Annotated in this window: 15 protein-coding genes and 2 pseudogenes; 5 read left to right on the top strand and 12 right to left on the bottom strand. The window is 37.0% G+C overall.

Annotated elements, in window-relative coordinates:
* Positions 1 to 21: 21 nt before the first annotated feature.
* Positions 22 to 381, bottom strand: a complete 360-nt coding sequence (locus EG365_RS11805) for a hypothetical protein (RefSeq protein ID WP_001083481.1) — start codon at positions 379 to 381, stop codon at positions 22 to 24.
* Between the two features lie 1,064 nt (positions 382 to 1,445).
* On the opposite strand from EG365_RS11805, the gene EG365_RS11800 reads away from it, so the two are divergent.
* Positions 1,446 to 4,370 (top strand): beta strand repeat-containing protein, encoded by a 2,925-nt coding sequence (locus EG365_RS11800; RefSeq protein WP_000470118.1) that lies wholly within the window; start codon positions 1,446 to 1,448, stop codon positions 4,368 to 4,370.
* A gap of 109 nt (positions 4,371 to 4,479) precedes the next feature.
* On the opposite strand, the pseudogene EG365_RS19375 reads toward EG365_RS11800, so the two are convergent.
* Together EG365_RS19375 and EG365_RS11795 are read right to left on the bottom strand one after the other, a co-directional pair.
* A pseudogene (locus EG365_RS19375) lies at positions 4,480 to 4,599 on the bottom strand (TetR/AcrR family transcriptional regulator); the annotation flags it as partial.
* 85 nt (positions 4,600 to 4,684) lie between these two features.
* Positions 4,685 to 5,578: a PhzF family isomerase gene (locus EG365_RS11795; RefSeq protein ID WP_000208331.1), complete on the bottom strand. Its 894-nt coding sequence runs from the start codon at positions 5,576 to 5,578 to the stop codon at positions 4,685 to 4,687.
* Between the two features lie 224 nt (positions 5,579 to 5,802).
* Here EG365_RS11795 and EG365_RS11790 point away from each other — a divergent pair, with 224 nt between their 5' ends.
* Together EG365_RS11790 and EG365_RS19575 are read left to right on the top strand one after the other, a co-directional pair.
* Complete coding sequence (locus tag EG365_RS11790; protein WP_001103908.1) at positions 5,803 to 6,666, top strand: LysR family transcriptional regulator; 864 nt, start codon at positions 5,803 to 5,805, stop codon at positions 6,664 to 6,666.
* Positions 6,663 to 6,773 (top strand): annotated as a pseudogene (locus EG365_RS19575) (Darcynin 1); the annotation flags it as partial. The gene EG365_RS11790 and the pseudogene EG365_RS19575, both read left to right, overlap by 4 nt.
* 76 nt (positions 6,774 to 6,849) lie before the next feature.
* Here the strand turns inward: EG365_RS19575 and EG365_RS19490 are convergent.
* The 7 genes from EG365_RS19490 to EG365_RS11750 form a co-directional block, all read right to left on the bottom strand.
* Positions 6,850 to 7,119, bottom strand: a complete 270-nt coding sequence (locus EG365_RS19490) for a hypothetical protein (RefSeq protein ID WP_000947692.1) — start codon at positions 7,117 to 7,119, stop codon at positions 6,850 to 6,852.
* Between the two features lie 128 nt (positions 7,120 to 7,247).
* Positions 7,248 to 9,935, bottom strand: coding sequence for a restriction endonuclease (locus EG365_RS11780; protein ID WP_001019260.1), 2,688 nt, complete (start codon positions 9,933 to 9,935; stop codon positions 7,248 to 7,250).
* A 175-nt stretch (positions 9,936 to 10,110) separates the two neighbouring features.
* Positions 10,111 to 10,665: a TetR/AcrR family transcriptional regulator gene (locus EG365_RS11775; RefSeq protein ID WP_002019316.1), complete on the bottom strand. Its 555-nt coding sequence runs from the start codon at positions 10,663 to 10,665 to the stop codon at positions 10,111 to 10,113.
* A gap of 682 nt (positions 10,666 to 11,347) precedes the next feature.
* A complete protein-coding gene (locus EG365_RS11765) occupies positions 11,348 to 11,839 on the bottom strand; it encodes a flavin reductase (protein WP_000249482.1) in 492 nt (163 codons plus the stop codon).
* 185 nt (positions 11,840 to 12,024) lie between these two features.
* Positions 12,025 to 13,068 carry a methionine synthase gene (locus EG365_RS11760; RefSeq protein WP_000735356.1) on the bottom strand — a complete coding sequence of 348 codons (1,044 nt, stop codon included), beginning with the start codon at positions 13,066 to 13,068 and terminating at the stop codon, positions 12,025 to 12,027.
* Positions 13,069 to 13,089: 21 nt separating this feature from the next.
* A complete protein-coding gene (locus EG365_RS11755) occupies positions 13,090 to 14,076 on the bottom strand; it encodes a DUF1852 domain-containing protein (protein WP_000031355.1) in 987 nt (328 codons plus the stop codon).
* A gap of 366 nt (positions 14,077 to 14,442) precedes the next feature.
* On the bottom strand, positions 14,443 to 15,315 hold the full coding sequence (locus tag EG365_RS11750; RefSeq protein ID WP_000572816.1) for a LysR family transcriptional regulator: 873 nt from the start codon (positions 15,313 to 15,315) through the stop codon (positions 14,443 to 14,445).
* Positions 15,316 to 15,570: 255 nt separating this feature from the next.
* On the opposite strand from EG365_RS11750, the gene EG365_RS11745 reads away from it, so the two are divergent.
* The gene (locus EG365_RS11745) at positions 15,571 to 16,179 is read left to right on the top strand and encodes a LysE family translocator (RefSeq protein ID WP_000807285.1); all 609 of its coding nucleotides are present in this window, start codon (positions 15,571 to 15,573) and stop codon (positions 16,177 to 16,179) included.
* A 101-nt stretch (positions 16,180 to 16,280) separates the two neighbouring features.
* Here the strand turns inward: EG365_RS11745 and EG365_RS11740 are convergent, their stop codons facing one another.
* Positions 16,281 to 17,306, bottom strand: coding sequence for a fatty acid desaturase (locus EG365_RS11740; RefSeq protein ID WP_081400949.1), 1,026 nt, complete (start codon positions 17,304 to 17,306; stop codon positions 16,281 to 16,283).
* 215 nt (positions 17,307 to 17,521) lie between these two features.
* Between EG365_RS11740 and EG365_RS11735 the strand changes: the two genes are divergently transcribed.
* The gene (locus EG365_RS11735; protein ID WP_001136630.1) at positions 17,522 to 18,529 is read left to right on the top strand and encodes an AraC family transcriptional regulator; all 1,008 of its coding nucleotides are present in this window, start codon (positions 17,522 to 17,524) and stop codon (positions 18,527 to 18,529) included.
* 56 nt (positions 18,530 to 18,585) lie between these two features.
* On the opposite strand, the gene EG365_RS11730 is transcribed toward EG365_RS11735, so the two are convergent.
* A complete protein-coding gene (locus EG365_RS11730; RefSeq protein ID WP_001033443.1) occupies positions 18,586 to 19,953 on the bottom strand; it encodes an amidohydrolase in 1,368 nt (455 codons plus the stop codon).
* Positions 19,954 to 19,966: the final 13 nt, after the last annotated feature.

Genomic DNA, 19,966 nt, shown 5'->3' with positions numbered 1-19,966 from the left:
TTATATATTAAAAATATGATCTTACAAAGAACTAATTGAGGAAAAAGCGCCGAAAAATGGAAAAACTCCCAACCCAATAAAACCAAAAATAGAAAAAATGTAAAATGGAGCTGAAAATTTAGCAGCATTTAATATCTGTATCATTCTTTTTAAATAAACCTCAAAAAGCATATAAAAAAAGAAGAACACTCCCATTAAAAGCATTATTATATTAAAATAATAACTACTTATTAATGGTATAAAATCTGGCAATTTATCATATGAATTTACTATATGCTTACTCCCCAATATAAAAACTACAATTGCTGTAAAGTGTGCAAGTACAGCATGCAAATATAAATTCAAAAACTCTTTTTTAAGTCCTAATTTATCACTATTCATACATTATCCTGCTTAAATGGTTAGTACAAATATTAATAAGAAATTTTATTCTTAGACTCAATCCCTAAACTCACATAGAACGTCAAGATATGTCGCACTTCAAAATTTCATCTTATGTGTCGTTTTTCTTAAAAAATGTCATCTTATCTGTCGTATTTTCATGAAACTCATTGTCGCTTAGCTGCCTAATTCTTTGTTCTATAAAAGGCACCAATGTCAACTTATGTGTCGCATGACGGCTTTCCCAAAAAGCCGCTCATCTAGAGTGGCTTTTTTATTACCAGAATTATTTAGGCTCAGCTCAAGCCTCATTTATTTATTCTTTATTCAATAAATATTTAATAATTTATACAAGGCTGTTCTGAACTTAATCCTATATAAGTTATATTCTTTTAATTTAAAAATAAATAATATAAAAATCTAAATAATTTATAAAAACAATTTAAAATACTAAAATAAAAATTATTGTTTTAAAAAGAATTTTGTTAAACAAATAAAATAAGGTGTCGGCTGACCCACTCTGGCTTTTAAACGAACGAAAACTCAGCCGACGGCGTAGATATACCAAATTATTATTACAAAAACTTATATCCCTACGATTATTTTACAAATCCGAATAAATACTCAAGTAAAAATATCACAAAATTTATCTATATTATTTTTGTCACTCTCATTATTTAAAGCGATAGCTTTAAACCCTATAAATAAATTAAATTTATTTTAAAAACAAAATGTTATAGACACAGTCATTTTAATTTTAAATAAAAATTATTTTATTTCAAAAAGATAAATCATTTTTTAAATACATATATTATTTTAATCTTAAAAATTTTTTATTAACTCAGCCCATTTTTTATGTTTAAAAATGTTATTAAAAATAATCGTATTTTTTATTTTGTTGATTTTGAATATATTTAAAAACTCACTGTATCAGCCGTGAAAAATTACACAACTTGACACCAAATAGTAAAAAATTAAATACTCTTTCTCAATTATGTGCTCTAAAACACATAATCAATAAATAGTAATAACAACATCTCAAACAAATCACATGGAAATAGATTATGTTTATTAAAAGTATTTTATCTTCGATTACTAGTATTATCCCACTTCCTGAAAATAGTAACACAAGCAGTAATTTAGGTAACGGCTCTGGTGACGGCCTACTTAATGGAATATCTTCCGGAAATGGTGAACACAACTATGGTATTGGCAATGGTATTGCGGATGACGCAAGTATTACCGCCCCAATTACCATTCCCCTCAACCTATCTGGTAACTCAATTACTCTCATAGGCAATTCATCTTCAAGTTCGGTGAATAGCTCTCCAACCACCACTTCAAATAACGTTAATGACAACGACGTAACGAATAATGGTAACGGCTCCACCATTGGTAGTGGTACAGGCAATGGCTCTGGTGACGGGCTTTTAAATGGCGCCGCTTCTGGTAATGGTGAACACAACTATGGAATCGGTAATGGTATTGCCGATGACGCAAGCATTACTGCCCCACTTTCAATTCCAATTAACCTTGCGGGTAACTCTATTACCCTAATTGGTGACTCATCTTCTAGTTCGGTCAACAACTCTGCAACCAATACATCAAATACCGTGAATGATAACGACACCACCTATAACGGCAATGGCTCAGGTGCTGGTAATGGTTCGGGCGATGGCTTGTTAAATGGAATTGGCTCTGGCAATGGCGAGCAAAACTACGGTATCGGAAATGGGATTGCGGATGACGCAAGTATTACAGCCCCAATTACGCTTCCTATTAACTTGTCTGGTAACTCAATTACTCTAATTGGCAATTCATCTGCAAGTTCTGTTAATTCCTCGCCAACTACAACGTCAAATACTGTGAATGACAACGACACCACCTATAACGGCAATGGTACTGGTGATAGCGGCGTGAACGCTCTGGGCGGTTCCGGCAATGGTTCAGGTGATGGCGCAGGTAATGGTATCGCTTCTGGCAATGGTGAACATAACTATGGTATTGGCAATGGTAACGGCGACGATGTTGATATTACTGCTCCGATCACTGGTGTTCTAAACATTTCAGGAAACTCATTTACTCTCATTGGTAATTCTTCATCAAGTTCAGTCAATACTGCGCCAACCACCACATCAAATACGGTGAACGACAATGACACCATTGATAATGGTAATAGCGGCGGCACAGGTAGTGGTTCAGGCAATGGCTCTGGTGATGGTTTACTTAATGGCGCTGCTTCTGGCAATGGCGAGCATAACTACGGCATTGGCAACGGAAATGGTGATGATGTAGATATTACCGCACCAATTACAGGTGTTTTTAATTTCTCTGGTAACTCTTTCTCACTCATTGGCAATTCATCTTCTAGTTCAATTAATACTGCCCCAACTACAACGACCAATACAGTTAATGACAATGACGTGACTGATAATGGAAATAATGGAGGCGGGCTTCTTGGTGGAAGTTCTGGAAATGGCTCTGGTGATGGCCTGTTAAACGGCGCTGCTTCTGGCAATGGCGAACACAACTACGGTATTGGTAACGGAAACGGTGATGATGCAGATTTCACCTTCCCTCTTACTGGCGTACTTAACTTTTCCGGCAACTCGCTTTCAGGCTTTGGCAGTTCATCTAGTGAATCGGTAAATGTTGCACCAACCACAGCAACTAATACCGTCAATGATAATGACACCATTGATAATGCCAATACAGGTGGCCTTGGTGGCGGTTCGGGCAATGGCTCTGGCGATGGCCTTTTAAATGGTGCAGCGTCTGGTAATGGCGAACATAATTATGGCATTGGTAACGGAAACGGTGACGATGCAGACTTTACGCTTCCATTTACTGGCGGTTTAAATATTCTGGGCAATGCTTTATCAGGTATCGGCGGTTCTTCCACCGACTCTATTAATATTTCACCGACAACTACTTCAAACACAGTCAATGACAATGACACTACCAACAATGGCAACACTTCAGGTGGTGTGATTGGTTCTGGCGACTCAGGCAACGGCTCTGGTGATGGCCTATTAAATGGTATTTCATCAGGTAACGGTGAACATAATTATGGCATTGGCAACGGTAATGGCGATGATGTTGACGTTGTTGCCCCTATCACTACACCACTTAATGTATTAGGCAACTCTTTCTCATTTATTGGTGGTGAAGGTACAGGCGATATCTTAGGTCCGATTACTGGCATTATTGGTGGTATTGGCGGTGATGGAGATATCCTAAGTCCAATTACTGGCATTATCGGTGGTATTGATGGTGATGGAGATATTTTAAGCCCGATTACTGGCATTATCGGTGGCATAGGCGGCATCGGTGGTGATCTAGGCGATAACCCACTTACAGGTATTATTCAAAGCGGTATTGACGTTCTACAAAATTTAGAAAGTTTAAAAACAGGTTTGATTAATACAGGTATTGATACGATTGCCGGAACAATTATTGGTGTGTTCCCTGATGCAGAGCATCCTGTCGGCGATTTTGCAGACCTTGGAAAACTACTTTTCGAGACTTCACGTGATAGTGTTAACGGTACGCTTGAGGCTATTTCTGACCTTGCAGGCGCTGACCTTGAGGGTGCAAGTGGCTCGATTACTGGTGTAATTGATACTCTTATTACCAATGGTTCAACGGCATCTACCATTATTCAGCATATTGTAGGTGATGACCTAGTCACTGAAAACGGTGGCCTCTTGGGTTCAATCACCACGATTATTGGTGGTGTTGACAGCGGCGACGGTGGTTTACTGGGTGGCCTAGATGGCTTAATTAGCATTAACTATGGTGACTCAGACAATAGTAATTCTGTAGATGTAGAAGATATTTTAGGAAATATCCTCGGCTCGGTAGGTTCAAATCAAGGTATTGCTGTTGGTGAACCTGATCCAACGGGCGGTAGTTTGATTCATACGATTTCACTTAACACAGTAAATCAGTTAACTGACCAACTTTTACATGCTTTACCAACTGTCTAATGTGTTCGTAAAGATATAACCCCTATAAAAGCACCTTTCAAATCTTGAGTTTGGAAGGTGTTTTTTATTAAAGAGCTTTTGACAGTAATACGCTCATGCTTATAGACCATTAATCCAGATCTAAATAACCAAATACAGCCTTTTCAACTCGCTGTTGTAAATCATTTAAATTGCTTTCCCCTGCTATACCTGCCGCGTTAATCATTCCTTTACTTAAAGCAATTACATCTTAAATGGATATCTGAGATGATGGACTTACATAAAGAGAAGAAATTCTTTGGAATACGCAAGATGCCATAATTTCTCAAAGATCATCAATCTTTTCCAGAGTACAAAACTGAGCCAACTAGAATCGCTTGGCCTGCAATGCTAACGTGTAATATTGAATCTATTTTCTCAACTGTCACTAAAACTCGCCCTGGTTTTTTTATTGCGAGACCTTGATACCCCCAATAGCTTACTTTCTGGTCACATTCGATTAAATCGTGGTGAACAAGGTACGCTCCCGCTGGGCCATTTGCATTACCAGTTACAGGATCTTCATTTATACCGATTGCAGGTGCAAACATTCGACCATAAGTAATAGGTTCTTGCCTACTCCCTTCCAAGACAAAGGGGAAAAAACCATTGCAACCTATTTCAGCACTAATAGCTTTCAATTTTTTATTGTTTGGAATTAATTCATCGAGTTTATTTCTGCTCAACATTGGCACCATCACCTTGGAATGCCCCGTCGTGACAACTTGTATTGGTAAATCCGCAAAATCACTTTCACTCACACCGAGTGCGCTTGCGAGTTCAGTCCGTTGACTCTCATTAAAAGGTGATAAAAACTCTACACGACCTTGAGTCATTTTCACCAGTAACTCTTTTGAACTACCAAATATTGAAACGGGTAAATGACCAGCTCCTGTTTTTGCGATTAATGGATAGTCTGATTGGTGGCCTGTAGTTGCACGTAAAAAATGAGTTGCGATTGTGGCATGTCCACAGATCGGGACTTCATGTGTAGGGGTAAAATATCGAACATGTATATCATGGCTCTGATCTTTCGGTGACAAAACAAAGGCAGTTTCTGAATACCCTGCAAATGCAGCAATATCTTGCATCTCTTGAGTCGTAAGATGGTCCGCATCTAGAACAACCCCTGCTCGATTTCCTGTATTTGGTTTAGTGGTAAATGCATCAACTACATAAATGGTCGTCATGGCAGAACTCCTCTGTTATTAATATTGTGATCTCAGAAATAGCTCCTGCCATAACCAGAAAATCTTATTTAATTGCAGCAAGACATATCACCGCTCAAAAACGTTTATGGTCGTCTCATATAATGAGTTTTGAGTCTTTGCAATGGTTGTTTGAATTGTATAAATCTAAACATCGGCGATACTATAGTTTTTATTGCAAACGCATTTTCTAAATATGGAAAGGTATGAACTGGGACGATACTAAAATTTTGTTAGCTATTGGGCGAACTGGCGGGTTGAGCCGCAGTGCAAAATTGCTTGGTATTAGTGTTTCTACCGTACATCGCAGAGCTGTTGAACTAGAAAAAAGTCTCAATGCGGTTCTTTTTTCTCGAGACAGTGATGGCTATACACTCACCCATGTTGGAAAACATTTTTTTGCTTTGGCTGAAAAAGCTGAAGAGCATTTAATAGCGATGGAACGTTACAACGATCAAGGGCAACAATCATTGTTCCGCATTGCTTTACCTGAGTTAATTGGGCAGCAGTTGCTTCAATCAAAGCTAACAGCATTGCAACTCAAGCATCCAGATTTACAATTAGAAATCTCAACAAGTGTCGTTCCTGTTGATTTTTCCCGACGGGAAGCTGACATTATTCTTCGACTTGTCCGACCAGAAAGTGGGCGTTACATTATTCGGCGACTTGGTCAACTGGAATATGGGCTTTATTGTAGTAAAGATTATCTCGCCAGTTTCACAAAGCATGCTGAAACGGCTGATGATTTACTGAATCATCGTATAATTGGTTGGGACAGAAGCCTTCAATATACGTTTTTGGCACAATGGATGCGTGAACTCACTCAAGACGCGGCCCCTGCTTTGTCTTTTGATAACATGCACTCGCAACTATTAGCAGTCATTGAAGGACAAGGAATTACAGCCCTGCCTTGTTTTGTTGCAAAGGCTTTGGGTTTAGTACCTATACTACCTATGCAAACTTTAAAACAAGATGTGTGGTTAATGCGTCATTTAGATACTAAGGATAGTGACTATTCAACGTTAATTAGTGAGACGATTGAAAAAGAGCTACAAGAATATCTGTTGTGATTGATGCGATACGAGACTCTGAGTTTTGTACAGTACCCTACTTTGAGTTCGTAGAGATTATTCCTGCAATTGAAGATGGGTACGTGGAATATGAAAGTTCTTTGTAAAGGTTTCAAAGAACCTTTTAACTTTGTACTAACACGAAAGCATTTAGTAGTGTCTTTAAAATACCCTACTAAATAATTATTTAGATTTAAAAATTTCGAAATTTAATCTGTATGTCAAAAAATTTATCAAACATGCTTCTCTAATTCTTTCTTTAAATAAATCTTGAAACCAAAAGTTTGTTAAAAAAGCAACAAAAAAAGTTATAAAAGTTCTAAATGAACTATTTTCTAATTTATACACCTCTACAATACTATCAAAAAAACTCTCAATTAAAACAAAGAAAGAAGAAGTTATTGAAGATATAACTATGTAAGAAAAAATCTTATAAAATTTTTCTGAAAGCATAACTATTTCTCCAAAAACTTCAAAGTTTATTATTAAAAGGTTATTAAATATAGTTACAAAGCCGCAAGAAATTTTATAAAATATGACCTAAAATAACTACATACTTGTATATAAATTCTTAATAGATTTTATTCATTTTTCACTTCATAAGATTTAACCCATTTAGCCCAACTATTCAATTTATTGCCTGAATATTGAGTAGTTACATCAGTCCATTTTAAATCATATTTTTCTTTAAGCAACTTACCTAAAGCCTGTCCTGATAGTTTATCAGCAGAATATAGCTCTTTAATTTCAAGCATAGCTTGGATACTAAATTCTGAATTAGCTTTAGCATAAACCACAGACTCAAAATCTTTAATATCTAAAATAAATTCATTATCTATTAATTCAAATTTTTTTAAAATTTCTAAAGCCTTATTAGTTCTACCATCATTTATTAATTCTTGAAGATTCTTACCTGCAATCTGAGGATATATCGATATAAATAACTGAGGTGTAATTCTTGGCACAAAAAAGTTAGAAGTACGTCTTCTACTCATCACAGAAGTTTTGGGACTTCCTAAATCTTTATAAATCCATGTATTTGGCTCTGTAGCTGGCTGTAAGAAACCTGTTAATTCTAACCAGCGAATAAGTCTAATAGTATAAGATCTCCAAGTCTTATCTGCATATTTATTATCAGGATAAGTTTCTTTCATTAAATCTATGAAATTTGTAATTGTTAATAATGTTCCACTTGAAAGGTCTTTTAGATGTAAAGTAATAATATGTTTCTTAAATTTTTCTCTAATTATATTCAGAATATTCTCTTGTGTATTTTCTTCTTCCAACAAATCTTCCGATAATACATATTGTGAGTTTTCTCTAGTTGCTAAACCAAATAATAAAACATCAGTTCCTATATTTTGAATTGTACCCTCTGAAAAATCAGTTTTTTCCTGCAACTGTTGAATAGAAATTGGTTTCTTAGACAAATACTTTACAACATTCCATATTGTTGAAAAATCATTAGAAGGCAAATATCTTAATGAGATAATAGGAACAGTCTCTGTTAAAATATACTCTCTAAATATATCCCAATAAATATTTAATCTAATACCACTTTTTATAATTAAACGTTTATGCAGTAAACTTGTAACTATATCTTCACCACACGTATCAATAGTGTCAACTAAATCAACTGGTGCTTTCTGGGCAATAAATTTTAGAGCTTTTATTTCATTAGAATTTAGCTCTTCTAAATCACTTGCAAATAAACTAGATATATCCAGTTTATTATCTAATAGATCTTCTTGTTTTTGGCCAGATAAAATCTTCTCATGTAAATGGATACATAATTTTTTTAATAACCATGGATATCCCTGACTACTAACAATTAAATTATGCCTTAAATCACTATGGATTTTTTCACCAATTACTTCCTCAAACTTATTAATTACTGCATGCGACTCCCTATCTGAAAAAGGATTTAATTTTCTAACAATCCGATAATCTGATAATCTATGCCAAAAGAAATATGCATTATGTTCTGAAGGCATTGTACTATCAGTTTTCCACGCAAACCCAATACATAAATTAGCTTTTAAGCTAGCTGCATCTAATAAAATATTACTTGCATTATTAAATAATTCCAATAAATCAGGTTTACTAAATAATTCTTCGAATTGATCAAAAACTAATACTATGAGTTGTTTCGAGGTATTAAGACTATTTAAATATTCTGCTATAGATTCTGATTCTAGTGGATGATTAACATTTGTAATTTGTAAATCAATCTTTGAATTACCGAATCCCTTCTTTTGTGCTTCTTTTAGTGTTTTTAATAATGCGGAATATATATAGTCAGGAGACTTTGCTGCCCTTACATCAATAGCATATAAGAACAACTTTTTTTTCTGATGAAGATTTTTTGCTTTTTCAGAAAGGGTAATAATTAACGAGCTTTTACCTAAACCTGAATTACCAGTAATTGCGAAAATTCGTGTACCGATTTCTTTTTCTCTTATTTTTTTAAAAAAATCAAATATTTCTTTTATATCTTTCGTTCTCCCAACAAAGTCTTGAGGTCGTGCAGGTCGATAGTCATTCCAATCCTCACCTCTTTGCACTTCTACTACTTCTATTTGGGAATCAAGAGAACTTTTAATATCTTTCTTTGTATTTATAAGTTTGGAAAAGTCTAGTTTAGATAGACTACAGTCAGTTGAGGCAATATTATCTAAAAGTGCCTGATCTTCGACTAAAGTTCCAGTCTTAGCATGATAACAGATAACATTTGTTGGTATACCTGCATTTAAGATAGTAACAGCCCAAAAAATTCCAAAACTTGTTATTAATAAATACCATTCTCCAACCTTATTCAGATCAATATAACTTTCTAAATGTTCTTTTGGAATATTGCTAATGATTCTAGAAGATTGTAATGACTGAACAATATCTTTAGGAGTGTAGATAATTACTCGATTTCCATGAGGTCGATTTGGTAACTCTTCACAAAGCCCTTTTGCATCCTTACTAAAATCAGAAGTCCCAATTAGCCATCCTTCGTCATAGTCCTCAAATACAACAGTACCAAGTAACTGTCTTATTATCGTCGCATCAATCTTTTTATCCCGATAGGCTTTACATTCAACATAAATTTTTTTCTTAGAGACATTATGCTTACATAGTAAATCTAATTCACTTCCTGTTTTACGTACTTCTTCATCAACATGATAATTTTGAGCTTCCAGCATATTTTTACTTAATTTTTCAAGCAAGTCGCCTTTATCTTTTGTTGTAGCTGAATTAGGAGTACAAATTTCAATGTTCATTATAAATACTCAAGATTTAATAATTTTTCATGAAGTATACAATACCAAAACTGATCTATATCTAAAAATACTTAAAAAATAGAAGTTTTACTTTCCAGATTAAAAGTAAATTTATTTTTAGAAAATTAAAACTCTCACCTTTAAGAATATAAGTTAAAGAGCCTAGGTGTTAAATTTATAACACCTGCCCCCAAAACTTCTCCAAAACCACATCTCGTTCATCCAAATTTTTAGAGCTTAAAACCTGTAGCATCAGGCCATCTATAAGGTTTAAAACCATGTCTGCATCAAATTTAAAAGCACGGGTCTCACAGCTAAAAATCAGGTCAAAAAGCTCCCGATGTAGCCATTTTCGGTATTCAACTGCCATACGGTAGGCTTGCGGATACAGCCGTTTTATTTCAAAAACCGCTTTAAGCAGCAAATGGTACAGACTGTTTAAATTGGTATGTAAGACAATAATTTCTTTAAGTTTATCTTTTTGGGTGTAGTAACGGCTTGAGTAAATAATCGAGAGCACTTCTTCTTTGAGTAGGCTTTTTTGAAAGGCGATGCACATTTCAATTAGGCGTTCTTTGGAGTGGAAGTAGTTGTAAAACGTGGCTTTCGGTATTTTGGCTTCTTTGATAATGAGGTCTACCCCTGCATTATGGAACCCATGCGTGGTAAAGAGTTGGATTGCGGTTTGGACCACCTGTAATTTTTTGGAAGGTATTTCTAAAGTTGGCATAGTTTTACCGTTATAAATTCTTGTTGTTTCTAAATGAGATAAAAAGCCTGTGCCCTTTTGGGAGAAAAAAGGCACAGCAAAGCCGTAAGACGGTGCTTGGCACATCTCAAGTTTTATTGTTGATATAAGTTTTTAGCCGTAATGACTTAAAGTCTGAAAAGCGGTTAAGCCTCCAAACTGTTTAAAGATGAATTAAGTGGTGTCGTTATAGCTTTTGGCACTGAGGGCCAAGAAATGATGGATGTGCATAGCCAACTCCTGATTTTGGGAGTTCTGCCAAAGCATTCATTTGGAATTATGGTGGCAGAACGAAAGAGGGTTAGCAGACTGGCTTCGAGAACCCAGCACACCCGAAGGTGTCCCCCTTCCGTCCTACCGCTACAAAAAGGGAGACGAGTGGGTCTACATCAAAAAAACGAGTTTTTTCAATGTCCTCAAAGATCGGTCTGCTAAAACCGGCTGGCAATGTGGCCAGCACGCAAAGCATAATCTGAGAGTTAAGATGTGTCAATGTGGCTTTAATGACAAGTGATTAAATTTCTTATTGTTTTTCATTAGATTAACTTAATTATTATTTAAGATATTATATTTAATTGTATTTTTAAAATTAAACACAAGCGATCCGTGCTTATTGATTTCTTAATGAGTCTTTTATTATGAAACAGCGAAATGATAAGTAGGATTAGACTGTCTCTGTCTGCCCCACTTGGTGATAAGCACGGTTAAAGTAAACCAAACTTTGGTCATGTTGGCTTTGTTTAATCGCCACAATCGGGCATATAAAAATCGTGTGTGTGCCGACTTGTTGAATTTGCTCAATCTCACAATCGAAGCTCACCAAAGCATCTTCCAACACAGGTGCGCCTGTTTCTAACTCAATCCATTCGCCATGTTTAAAGCGTTCTTCTGGTGTGAGCTTAGATGAAAATGCTTTTGAAATATGTTCGTGATGCGCGCCTAACACATTTACGGTTAAGATTTTGTTATCTAGGAAATGTGCATGTGAACTCGCAGCTTGGTTCATACAGACCAATAATGTCGGCGGTGTGTCAGTCACACTACAAACAGCAGAGGCAGTAAATCCAAAACGGCCAGACATGCCTGCCGTGGTCACAACACTAACCGCACTTGTGAGTAAAGACATTGCATTTCTAAAGTCTGTTGCTTGAACCATGACATTATTCCTAAATTGAACCGTACCTTTTCCTGTGTGTTTGCTATACCGCCCAACTCCATCAGGAAGGTACTATCGACATGCGATCTGATTAGAGCGACATGTAGTAAGTAAAATGAGGGTTACTTGTTTGATTATCAACCACCATCAAAAAAGTAACCCTTTATACCACTTATTGGTAAATATTAAGCAGTAAGATCATAACCCGTCAGTTCTCGGCGAACGATTTCTGCACCTGCACTTAAGGCATTTAGTTTGCCGCGTGCCACTTCACGAGAAAGAGGCGCCATACCGCAGTTTGTGCACGGGTAAAGCTTGTCTGAATCTACAAACTGAAGCGCTTTACGTAGTGTGTTGGCAACTTCTTCCGGTGTTTCAATCTGGTTTGTTGCAACATCAATTGCACCCACCATGACTTTTTTACCACGAATAAGTTCGAGTAAGTCGATTGGCACACGAGAGTTGTGACATTCTAACGAGATGATATCAATGTTAGAAGTTTGAAGTTTCGGGAAAGCTTCTTCGTATTGGCGCCATTCTGAACCGAGTGTCTTTTTCCAGTCAGTATTGGCTTTAATACCGTAACCATAGCAAATGTGCACCGCAGTTTCACATTTTAGGCCTTCAATTGCACGCTCTAAAGTTGCAATACCCCAGTCATTTACTTCGTCAAAGAAGACGTTAAATGCAGGTTCGTCAAACTGGATAATATCTACACCAGCAGCTTCTAACTCTTTCGCTTCTTGGTTCAAGATTTTGGCAAATTCCCAAGCAAGCTTTTCACGGCTCTTGTAGTGACCATCATAAAGCGTATCAATCATGGTCATTGGGCCAGGTAATGCCCATTTAATTGGCTGATCAGTTTGCTGACGTAAAAATTTTGCATCTTCAACAAATACAGGCTTTTGACGAGACACCGCACCTACCACAGACGGTACGCTTGCGTCGTAACGGTCACGAATACGAACTGTTTCGCGCTTCTCAAAATCTACGCCATTCAAGTGCTCAATAAATGTCGTCACAAAGTGTTGGCGGGTTTGTTCGCCATCGCTAACAATATCAATGCCTGCAAGTTTTTGCTCGTGAAGTGCTAAACGTAACGCGTCTTTTTTACCTTCAACTAAGCCTTCGTTTTCGAGTTTCCACGGCGACCAAAGCTTTTCAGGTTCTGCAAGCCAAGACGGTTTTGGTAAGCTGCCAGCAGTTGAAGTCGGTAATAACTTTTTCATAATAAATGACCTATATGTTGATTAATTAGGAGCGTAATTCGCAGACCACTGCTCAAGAATCGCTTGGTATGGTTTGATAAATTGCTCTTCAACAAACTTCCCCTGCTCTATAGCCAAACGGCTACGTTCTTCACGGTCATACACAATTCGAGTAAGTGAATAATCTTGGTGCTTCAAGCTTGGTTGATAAGATTTTCCAGCCACTGAATTTGCATTGTAAATTTCAGGACGGTAAATCTTTTGGAAGGTTTCCATCGTACTAATGGTACTAATCAACTCAAGGTTGGTGTAATCACTCAACAAATCGCCAGTAAAGTAGAACGCTAACGGTGCAACGCTATGCGGCGGCATGAAATAGCGAACTTTTAAGCCCATTTTTTGGAAATATTCATCAGTTAATGAATAGTCTTCTTGCTTGTATTCAACACCCAAAACAGGATGTTCGTTTTCAGTACGGTGATACACCTTACTTGTTGAAACGCTTAAGCAAATCACAGGTGCCTTTTTAAAGTTGGCTTTATAAGTCTCAGAGTTAATAAAGCTCTTAAACAAGTTGCCGTGCAGTTCACCAAACTTTTCTGGCGTGCTAAACGTAGACTTGTTTTTGTTGTGGTCTAACAACAGCACACTAAAGTCATAGTCACGTACATAAGAAGAGAAGTTGTTGCCTACAATACCTTCGATGCGTTCATTGGTCTTTTTATCAACAATATTGGTTTTCAATATTTCGATTAAAGGAAGCCCGCTAGTACGGTTTTCGGCATCAATATTCATTTCAACTGAAATGATTTCAAGTTCAACCCCATAGCGGTCGCCCTTAGGGTTGTCCCAATGAGCTAAGGCGTTGAAACGATTGTCGATCATCCGTAATGTGTTGCGCAAATTTTCTTCGCGGCTCATCCCTCTCGCCAAGTTAGCAAAGTTGGTTGTAATACGCGTATTGTCTGCTGGACGATAGTTCTCATCGAAACAAATACTCTTAATCGTAAATGTAAATTCTTTACTCATTGTGATCAGTACCCTAATTTCTGAGATAAACCTAAAAAATCTTTTTGCTCTTTTTGAACTTTCCAGCCTTGTCAGTTTTGTGCCTTGTGGTCTTATCAAAAGTGAATTACTGGAGCGCTTCAGAGCATGGATAGATTTATACCGCAATCACAACATGAATAAAAATGATTTAGTCTCATTCAAAACTGAGTGAAATTCATGTTTAGGGTTTTATAAATAAGTATGAAATTAAATATTTTTCATCTTAGGGAATTTTAGACAACAGAAGTTCAATGTATGACGCTCACATAGCGCTTTAATCATTCTAAATATTTATCATTATTTTCAGATATTTATTAAGAAAAATTCAATTTTAGAAGAATCAACTTAAAGTAATGTGTGCTGACTCTCATTCATCTCTGCTTTTAGCCATTCTAAAAATAGGGTTTTGCGTGGATCTTCCTCAAAAGCACGATGAGAAAGTAGAAAATAGGCTGAACCATCTTGAACGATTGGTGAATTTTTTTGCAATAAGTTCCATTCAAGCTCTTTTTCAATCATATAAATTGAAATGACCGTCGCGCCGAGTCCCGCCAAACAACCTTCTAAACATAAATAAAAATGCTCGAGTTCAACTTTGGTGTAGCCTTTTAAGCTCTGCTTTAACTCAGCAATGCGGCTCATGTTTTTGAAAAAATTTGGTCTAGAAGTCGAAATGAGTAAGTCGTTTGTTTCCGATGGCTTGGTTGCTTGAACTAGAGCGATATATTCATCGGCAATCTTTTCGCTATAGATATGCTCTCCCCAATCAAAGTCATTTCGACGAATCGCAATATCAATATTATCTTTTTCAAAATCAACCACACCGCCTGCTGTGAGTAGCACAACCTCAAAATCATGCCCGAGCTTTTTAAATTTTGATAACCGCGGAATGAGCCATTTCATAGAAAGAGTCGGTTCACAGGACAAAACCAGTTGCTTGTTTTGAGTTTTAGGCTGGCTGAGTTGTATTAAACATTCATCGAGTTGACCAAACACCTGATGGCAACAACTCAATAAAGTTTCACCCTGCTCCGTCATCACAAGCGTTTTATTTTTTCGGTCGAACAAAGTCGTATTTAAAGCTTCTTCTAAATTATAAATCTGTTTACTGACCGCACTTTGCGTCACAAATAATTTCTTTGCAGCTAAAGTCACGCTGCCATACTTCGCTACAAAATAGAAAAATTTTAGTGAATTCAGCGATATTCTTTCAATCATTCCAAAAACTCATAATTATGTTGTCGTTTTTATCGATTTTTATTTTTAGGTTTCTGTTCAAAATAAAAATCATCTTTATTAAAACCTATTTTAGATGATGAAAAACATATTGAATATCGATATCTATCTTCACACATATAAAGCCCCAATCTTTCTCACCAAAAGAATAGCAGCTTTAAGTAGAACAGCTCTCGTCTCAAATACATTCCAAAAAGTACAGAGCATTCCCCTCGTTTTCAGTGAAGGGGCAAAATAATGGCAGAGTTCATTGCGGTTATTCTCATTACAATTTTGGCAGTGATTAGTCCCGGAGCAGACTTCGCGATTGTGACCAAAAATAGTTACTTGTACGGCAGAAAAATAGGTGTGTTCACTTCACTTGGAATATCGCTTGGTGTGTTGGTACATGTAACCTATACATTAGTCGCCGTTGCCTTTGTGATGACTTATACGCCGCAAATTTTGAATATTGTTAAGTATATTGGCGCGCTTTACCTGATCTATATTGGCTATAAAACTTTTACTCAAAAACCTGTTTTAGACTCTGCTGCTTTAAATTCTATAGGTACTCTTCAAGCGATAAAATACGGCTTTTTTACTAACGCCCTGAACCCTAAAACCACGCTATTTGTGATTAGTACCTATACGCAAATTGTGAGTTTAACCACGCCTAAAACCATTCTTTTAGCTTATGGCTTTTTTATGTCTTTTGCTCATTTTGTATGGTTTTCACTGGTGGCTGTACTGTTTTCATCCATACTACTGAGACAGAAAATGTTAGCCAAGCAAGTCCAGATTAATAGGGTGATTGGTTCAATCTTATGTGTATTAGGGGTGATTCTGCTTTTTACTAAGTTTCAGTAGAGCCGCTTAATTTTTAAGAAACTCTATAGTGAGTTTATGGTTAATGGACTGAGCGCTTCGTACAGAACTCAGTCCATTTGAGTGAGATAAAAAGCTATGTTTTAACTTTTTGACTCTGATAAATCATTTATGTTCCAACGATTTGCTCTTTTAAAGGTTCCAACATCGTTAAACCGTACTCCCATATCACGCATGACTTTATGGGCAACCGGTGCCGTCATTTGGCGAATGTAGAATGGTTCTTTCACCACAAAATGGTGGATGGCATGCGTTGAACCAAAGTTAAAGCAAAACAGTTGGAACGGCATCATCCACCAAGGTTTTAACACCTGAGTTTGCTGAATGACATTACCCAATTCGACATCGCCGTAGTAATGCATATTGCTAGTCACAAAGTGCAAGCAGAAGGTACGCAGTACATTCGGTGCAACCCAAACAACAGTCAAAATATTAACCACATGCATAATATTTAAAGTGGTAGCTGACCAAGCAATCGGTGCATTCGCCCAACTTAAAACAGCATCTACTGCATGAAAACCTAAAAAGATATACCACAGCGACCAATGAATAATTCCTAACGGAAAATAAGCCATAAATGCACGTTTAAAAATTACTTTTCTCACCGTCCAATTGCTTGCAGAAATAATACGGAACAAGACCGCCAAGCCGTTATCACCAATCGCGATGAGTCGACGTATGCTCCACTGCTCTCCATTAGTTAAAGCTCTTTCTTCTAAATCAACTTCGGTGCCTGAGTTTTTATGATGGTTAAAATGCAGCTCACGACGCTTCCACGGGTTAATGGTACTTGGTCGAGCTAACCAGACTAAGCCCATCATTAAATGATGTGCCCATGGTTTCTTTCTAAAATACATCCAGTGAATCAGGTCATGCTCTAACTCATGGGTGAGCGATGCGAAAAAAGCAATAATCGGAATTGCAAACCAAGCTGAAAGTTGATGATTTATATAGAGCACGGCAGTCGCTATCATGCCGACCAAAGATATAAATAGAATCATCGCCCCAATGGCATTTTGATGGTTCAAAATAGGATGACGTTTGCGTAAAGCCACGCCTTCTGCTGTTACTACTTTTTTAATATGTTCCGTTTTTTCGCTATCGGTCATTCCGGCAGGATTTTTATAAATATAGGTCATCCGTTATTCCTCAGTTTTTCATGCCTCTACTTTATTTAGATCACCCTAAGTGTGCTTAGCTCGAAACGCCAATCTATTGGCTATGGATGCCAAAATAAAAAGATTCAGAATAAACAAAAGATTTTTTAGTTTTGAATCTTTTATACTGTTCAGAGGAATATGAATCACAAGTTATAGGACATAACATGCCACAGACAGCAACGGCACTGGCTAGCTGGGTGAAAGCGATTCAAAAAGCGCTCGAAAAAGCCGGTGTTGATAGTCAACCTTTATTAGAACAAGCAGGTTTAGATATTCAGGCTCTGAGTAATCCTGATGCACGATATTCATTAAAACAAACAGCAAATTTATGGAAATTAGCAGTTCAGAAAACTCAAGATTCATGTTTTGGCCTTAAAGTTGCCAGCCAAGTCAATCAAAATACTTTTCATGTGTTAGGGCATTCACTGATTACCAGCACCACCCTAAAAGAGATGTTTCTAAGAATTATTCGTTATTTTCGTGTGGTTACGGATATTCCAGAGCTAGAGTTTTATGGGCAAGGAAATAACCATTATTTCGTTATTCATGTTCCCGACGAAGTTCAGCCCGAATCTATCGATGCATTTATTTCCGTTTTTATTCGCTCAAGTCGTGCTTTACAAGGCTCTGTTTTTTCGCCATTACGCATTGAACTTAGACGTTCAGAACCTGAAGATTTAGAAACATTCCAGAATATTTTAAAAGCTCCGATTGTGTTTAATGCACCCAAAGACATGATTGTGTTTGATACAGCAACCATAGAACAACCACTAGAAGGTGCAAATCCCACTCTCACCCAAGAATATGATGAAATTATTAATCGTTATCTGGCACGGTTCGATAAAGAAAATATATTGGCACGAGTGAAAGTAAAATTAATCGAAAAATTATCTACAGGCGACTTTCAGCAACAAGAAATAGCAAAAAGTTTAGGGTTAAGTATTCGTAGCTTGCAAAGGAAACTCTCGGCAGAAAACACTTCATATAGTGAACTGTTAGATGACACCCGTCATGAACTGGCACTTTCTTATATAAAAAACACAGGCCATAGTGTGACTGAAATTGCATATATTTTAGGTTTTACAGATGTCAGTAGTTTTACACGTGCTTTTCGACGTTGGACCGATTTATCGCCCATCCATTATCGAGAAAAATATCTAGCTTGCTCTTAACTTTTAAAAACTTAGAAAAAAAGATGCATATGAATGCATCTTTTTTTATGAGTAACTTACTTTTTAGTGAGTAGTTCTAACATCGAAACTGTAGTGACCTTGGCACCAACTGGCAAAGCTTTTAAGTCAACAATGTAGTTTGGACTATGTGGAATATAAGGCACAGGTTTGCCTTGTTTGACTGCATTTGCAAACACAACTGGGTCTGCTACACCAATAAACATAAAGTTAAAAGGAATGTCTTTTTGGTCGCCTAATAAATGATGAACATCTTCTGATCCCATAACCGCGGGATACTCAGTTAGAACATGTTTATCGCCCAATAGTGCTTTTAAAGGCCCATTTAAACGTGCCGAAAATTCTTTATTGTTAACTACAGGTGTGCTCGAACCTTTAAACGTAAAGGTAGGTAATTGATCTTTACCCATCCCCTGCATTTGGGCCGCACCTTCACTCATAGACTTAATATTATTTAGCATGGTTTCACGCACTTTAGGATCAAACCAGCGCAAATTCATTTTGACCAATGCAGTAGAAGGAATCACGTTATTCGAGTTTCCAGCTTGGATTGAGCCAATCGATAACACTGCCGCTTGTTGCGGATCAACTGCATTACCCATAATGGTTTGATATTGAGTCACTGCGTTTGCAGCCATGCTAATCGGGTTCTTGGTGAGCATTGGTAATGAACCATGTCCACCCACACCTTTAAATAAAACATCAAGCTGATCTGTTCCTGCCATACGTGGCCCCGGTGCATTGATGACAACGCCCACAGGTGCAGGTGTGGTATGTACGGCAAAGAAATAATCAGGTTTTGGTAAGTTGTATTTTGTCCATAAACCGTCAGTCACCATAGCTTTAGCACCTGTTATTGGCTCTTCAGCAGGCTGCGCGACTAAAATAACAGTTCCGTTCCATTCCTTTTTTAAAGCGACTAATGTTTTTGCCATGCTGAGCATCCATGTCATATGTGCATCATGACCACACATATGTGCTACGGGCGTTTCGGTTCCATCATCAAGTTTTACGCGCACTTTACTCGCGTATGGTAGACCAGTTGCCTCTTCAACAGTGTTGGCATCCATATCGGCACGGTACATAACCGTTGGCCCTTCACCATTTTTTAAAATGCCGACCACGCCTGTTTTGGCTATTCCCGTTTTAACGTCAAAACCTAGTGACTTAAGCTCTTTGGCAACAATGGCAGAAGTACGCTTTTCCATAAACCCAAGTTCAGGGTGTTCATGAATGTCTTTATAGACCTTATTTAACCACTCGGTTTGCCCATCAATAATGGTTAACGCTTTTTGTGAAACTACGGGTAAATTTGTTGGACTTGCTTCCGCATGGAGAAGAGTTCCATAACCTGAAATCAAAGTCGACAACCCTAAAAACATACCGTTTTTAATGATTTTATTCATGTAATTAAAACCT

The sequence above is a fragment of the Acinetobacter sp. FDAARGOS_494 genome, from assembly GCF_003812225.1.
GTDB classification, from domain to species: domain Bacteria; phylum Pseudomonadota; class Gammaproteobacteria; order Pseudomonadales; family Moraxellaceae; genus Acinetobacter; species Acinetobacter baumannii.
The sequence above is the reverse complement of the archived record's forward strand: the minus strand, read 5'-3'. Positions and strand labels throughout refer to the sequence as shown.

What these genes read in the sequence shown, in the direction of transcription:
- EG365_RS19490 (WP_000947692.1), bottom strand. Translation starts at nt 7,119, where the DNA reads ATGCTTTCAGAAAAATTTTATAAGATTTTTTCTTACATAGTTATATCT.
- EG365_RS11740 (WP_081400949.1), bottom strand. Translation starts at nt 17,306, where the DNA reads ATGACCGATAGCGAAAAAACGGAACATATTAAAAAAGTAGTAACAGCA.
- EG365_RS11765 (WP_000249482.1), bottom strand. Translation starts at nt 11,839, where the DNA reads ATGGTTCAAGCAACAGACTTTAGAAATGCAATGTCTTTACTCACAAGT.
- EG365_RS11795 (WP_000208331.1), bottom strand. Translation starts at nt 5,578, where the DNA reads ATGACGACCATTTATGTAGTTGATGCATTTACCACTAAACCAAATACA.
- EG365_RS11745 (WP_000807285.1), top strand. Translation starts at nt 15,571, where the DNA reads ATGGCAGAGTTCATTGCGGTTATTCTCATTACAATTTTGGCAGTGATT.
- EG365_RS11790 (WP_001103908.1), top strand. Translation starts at nt 5,803, where the DNA reads ATGAACTGGGACGATACTAAAATTTTGTTAGCTATTGGGCGAACTGGC.
- EG365_RS11760 (WP_000735356.1), bottom strand. Translation starts at nt 13,068, where the DNA reads ATGAAAAAGTTATTACCGACTTCAACTGCTGGCAGCTTACCAAAACCG.
- EG365_RS11805 (WP_001083481.1), bottom strand. Translation starts at nt 381, where the DNA reads ATGAATAGTGATAAATTAGGACTTAAAAAAGAGTTTTTGAATTTATAT.
- EG365_RS11755 (WP_000031355.1), bottom strand. Translation starts at nt 14,076, where the DNA reads ATGAGTAAAGAATTTACATTTACGATTAAGAGTATTTGTTTCGATGAG.
- EG365_RS11730 (WP_001033443.1), bottom strand. Translation starts at nt 19,953, where the DNA reads ATGAATAAAATCATTAAAAACGGTATGTTTTTAGGGTTGTCGACTTTG.
- EG365_RS11775 (WP_002019316.1), bottom strand. Translation starts at nt 10,665, where the DNA reads ATGCCAACTTTAGAAATACCTTCCAAAAAATTACAGGTGGTCCAAACC.
- EG365_RS11780 (WP_001019260.1), bottom strand. Translation starts at nt 9,935, where the DNA reads ATGAACATTGAAATTTGTACTCCTAATTCAGCTACAACAAAAGATAAA.
- EG365_RS11735 (WP_001136630.1), top strand. Translation starts at nt 17,522, where the DNA reads ATGCCACAGACAGCAACGGCACTGGCTAGCTGGGTGAAAGCGATTCAA.
- EG365_RS11800 (WP_000470118.1), top strand. Translation starts at nt 1,446, where the DNA reads ATGTTTATTAAAAGTATTTTATCTTCGATTACTAGTATTATCCCACTT.
- EG365_RS11750 (WP_000572816.1), bottom strand. Translation starts at nt 15,315, where the DNA reads ATGATTGAAAGAATATCGCTGAATTCACTAAAATTTTTCTATTTTGTA.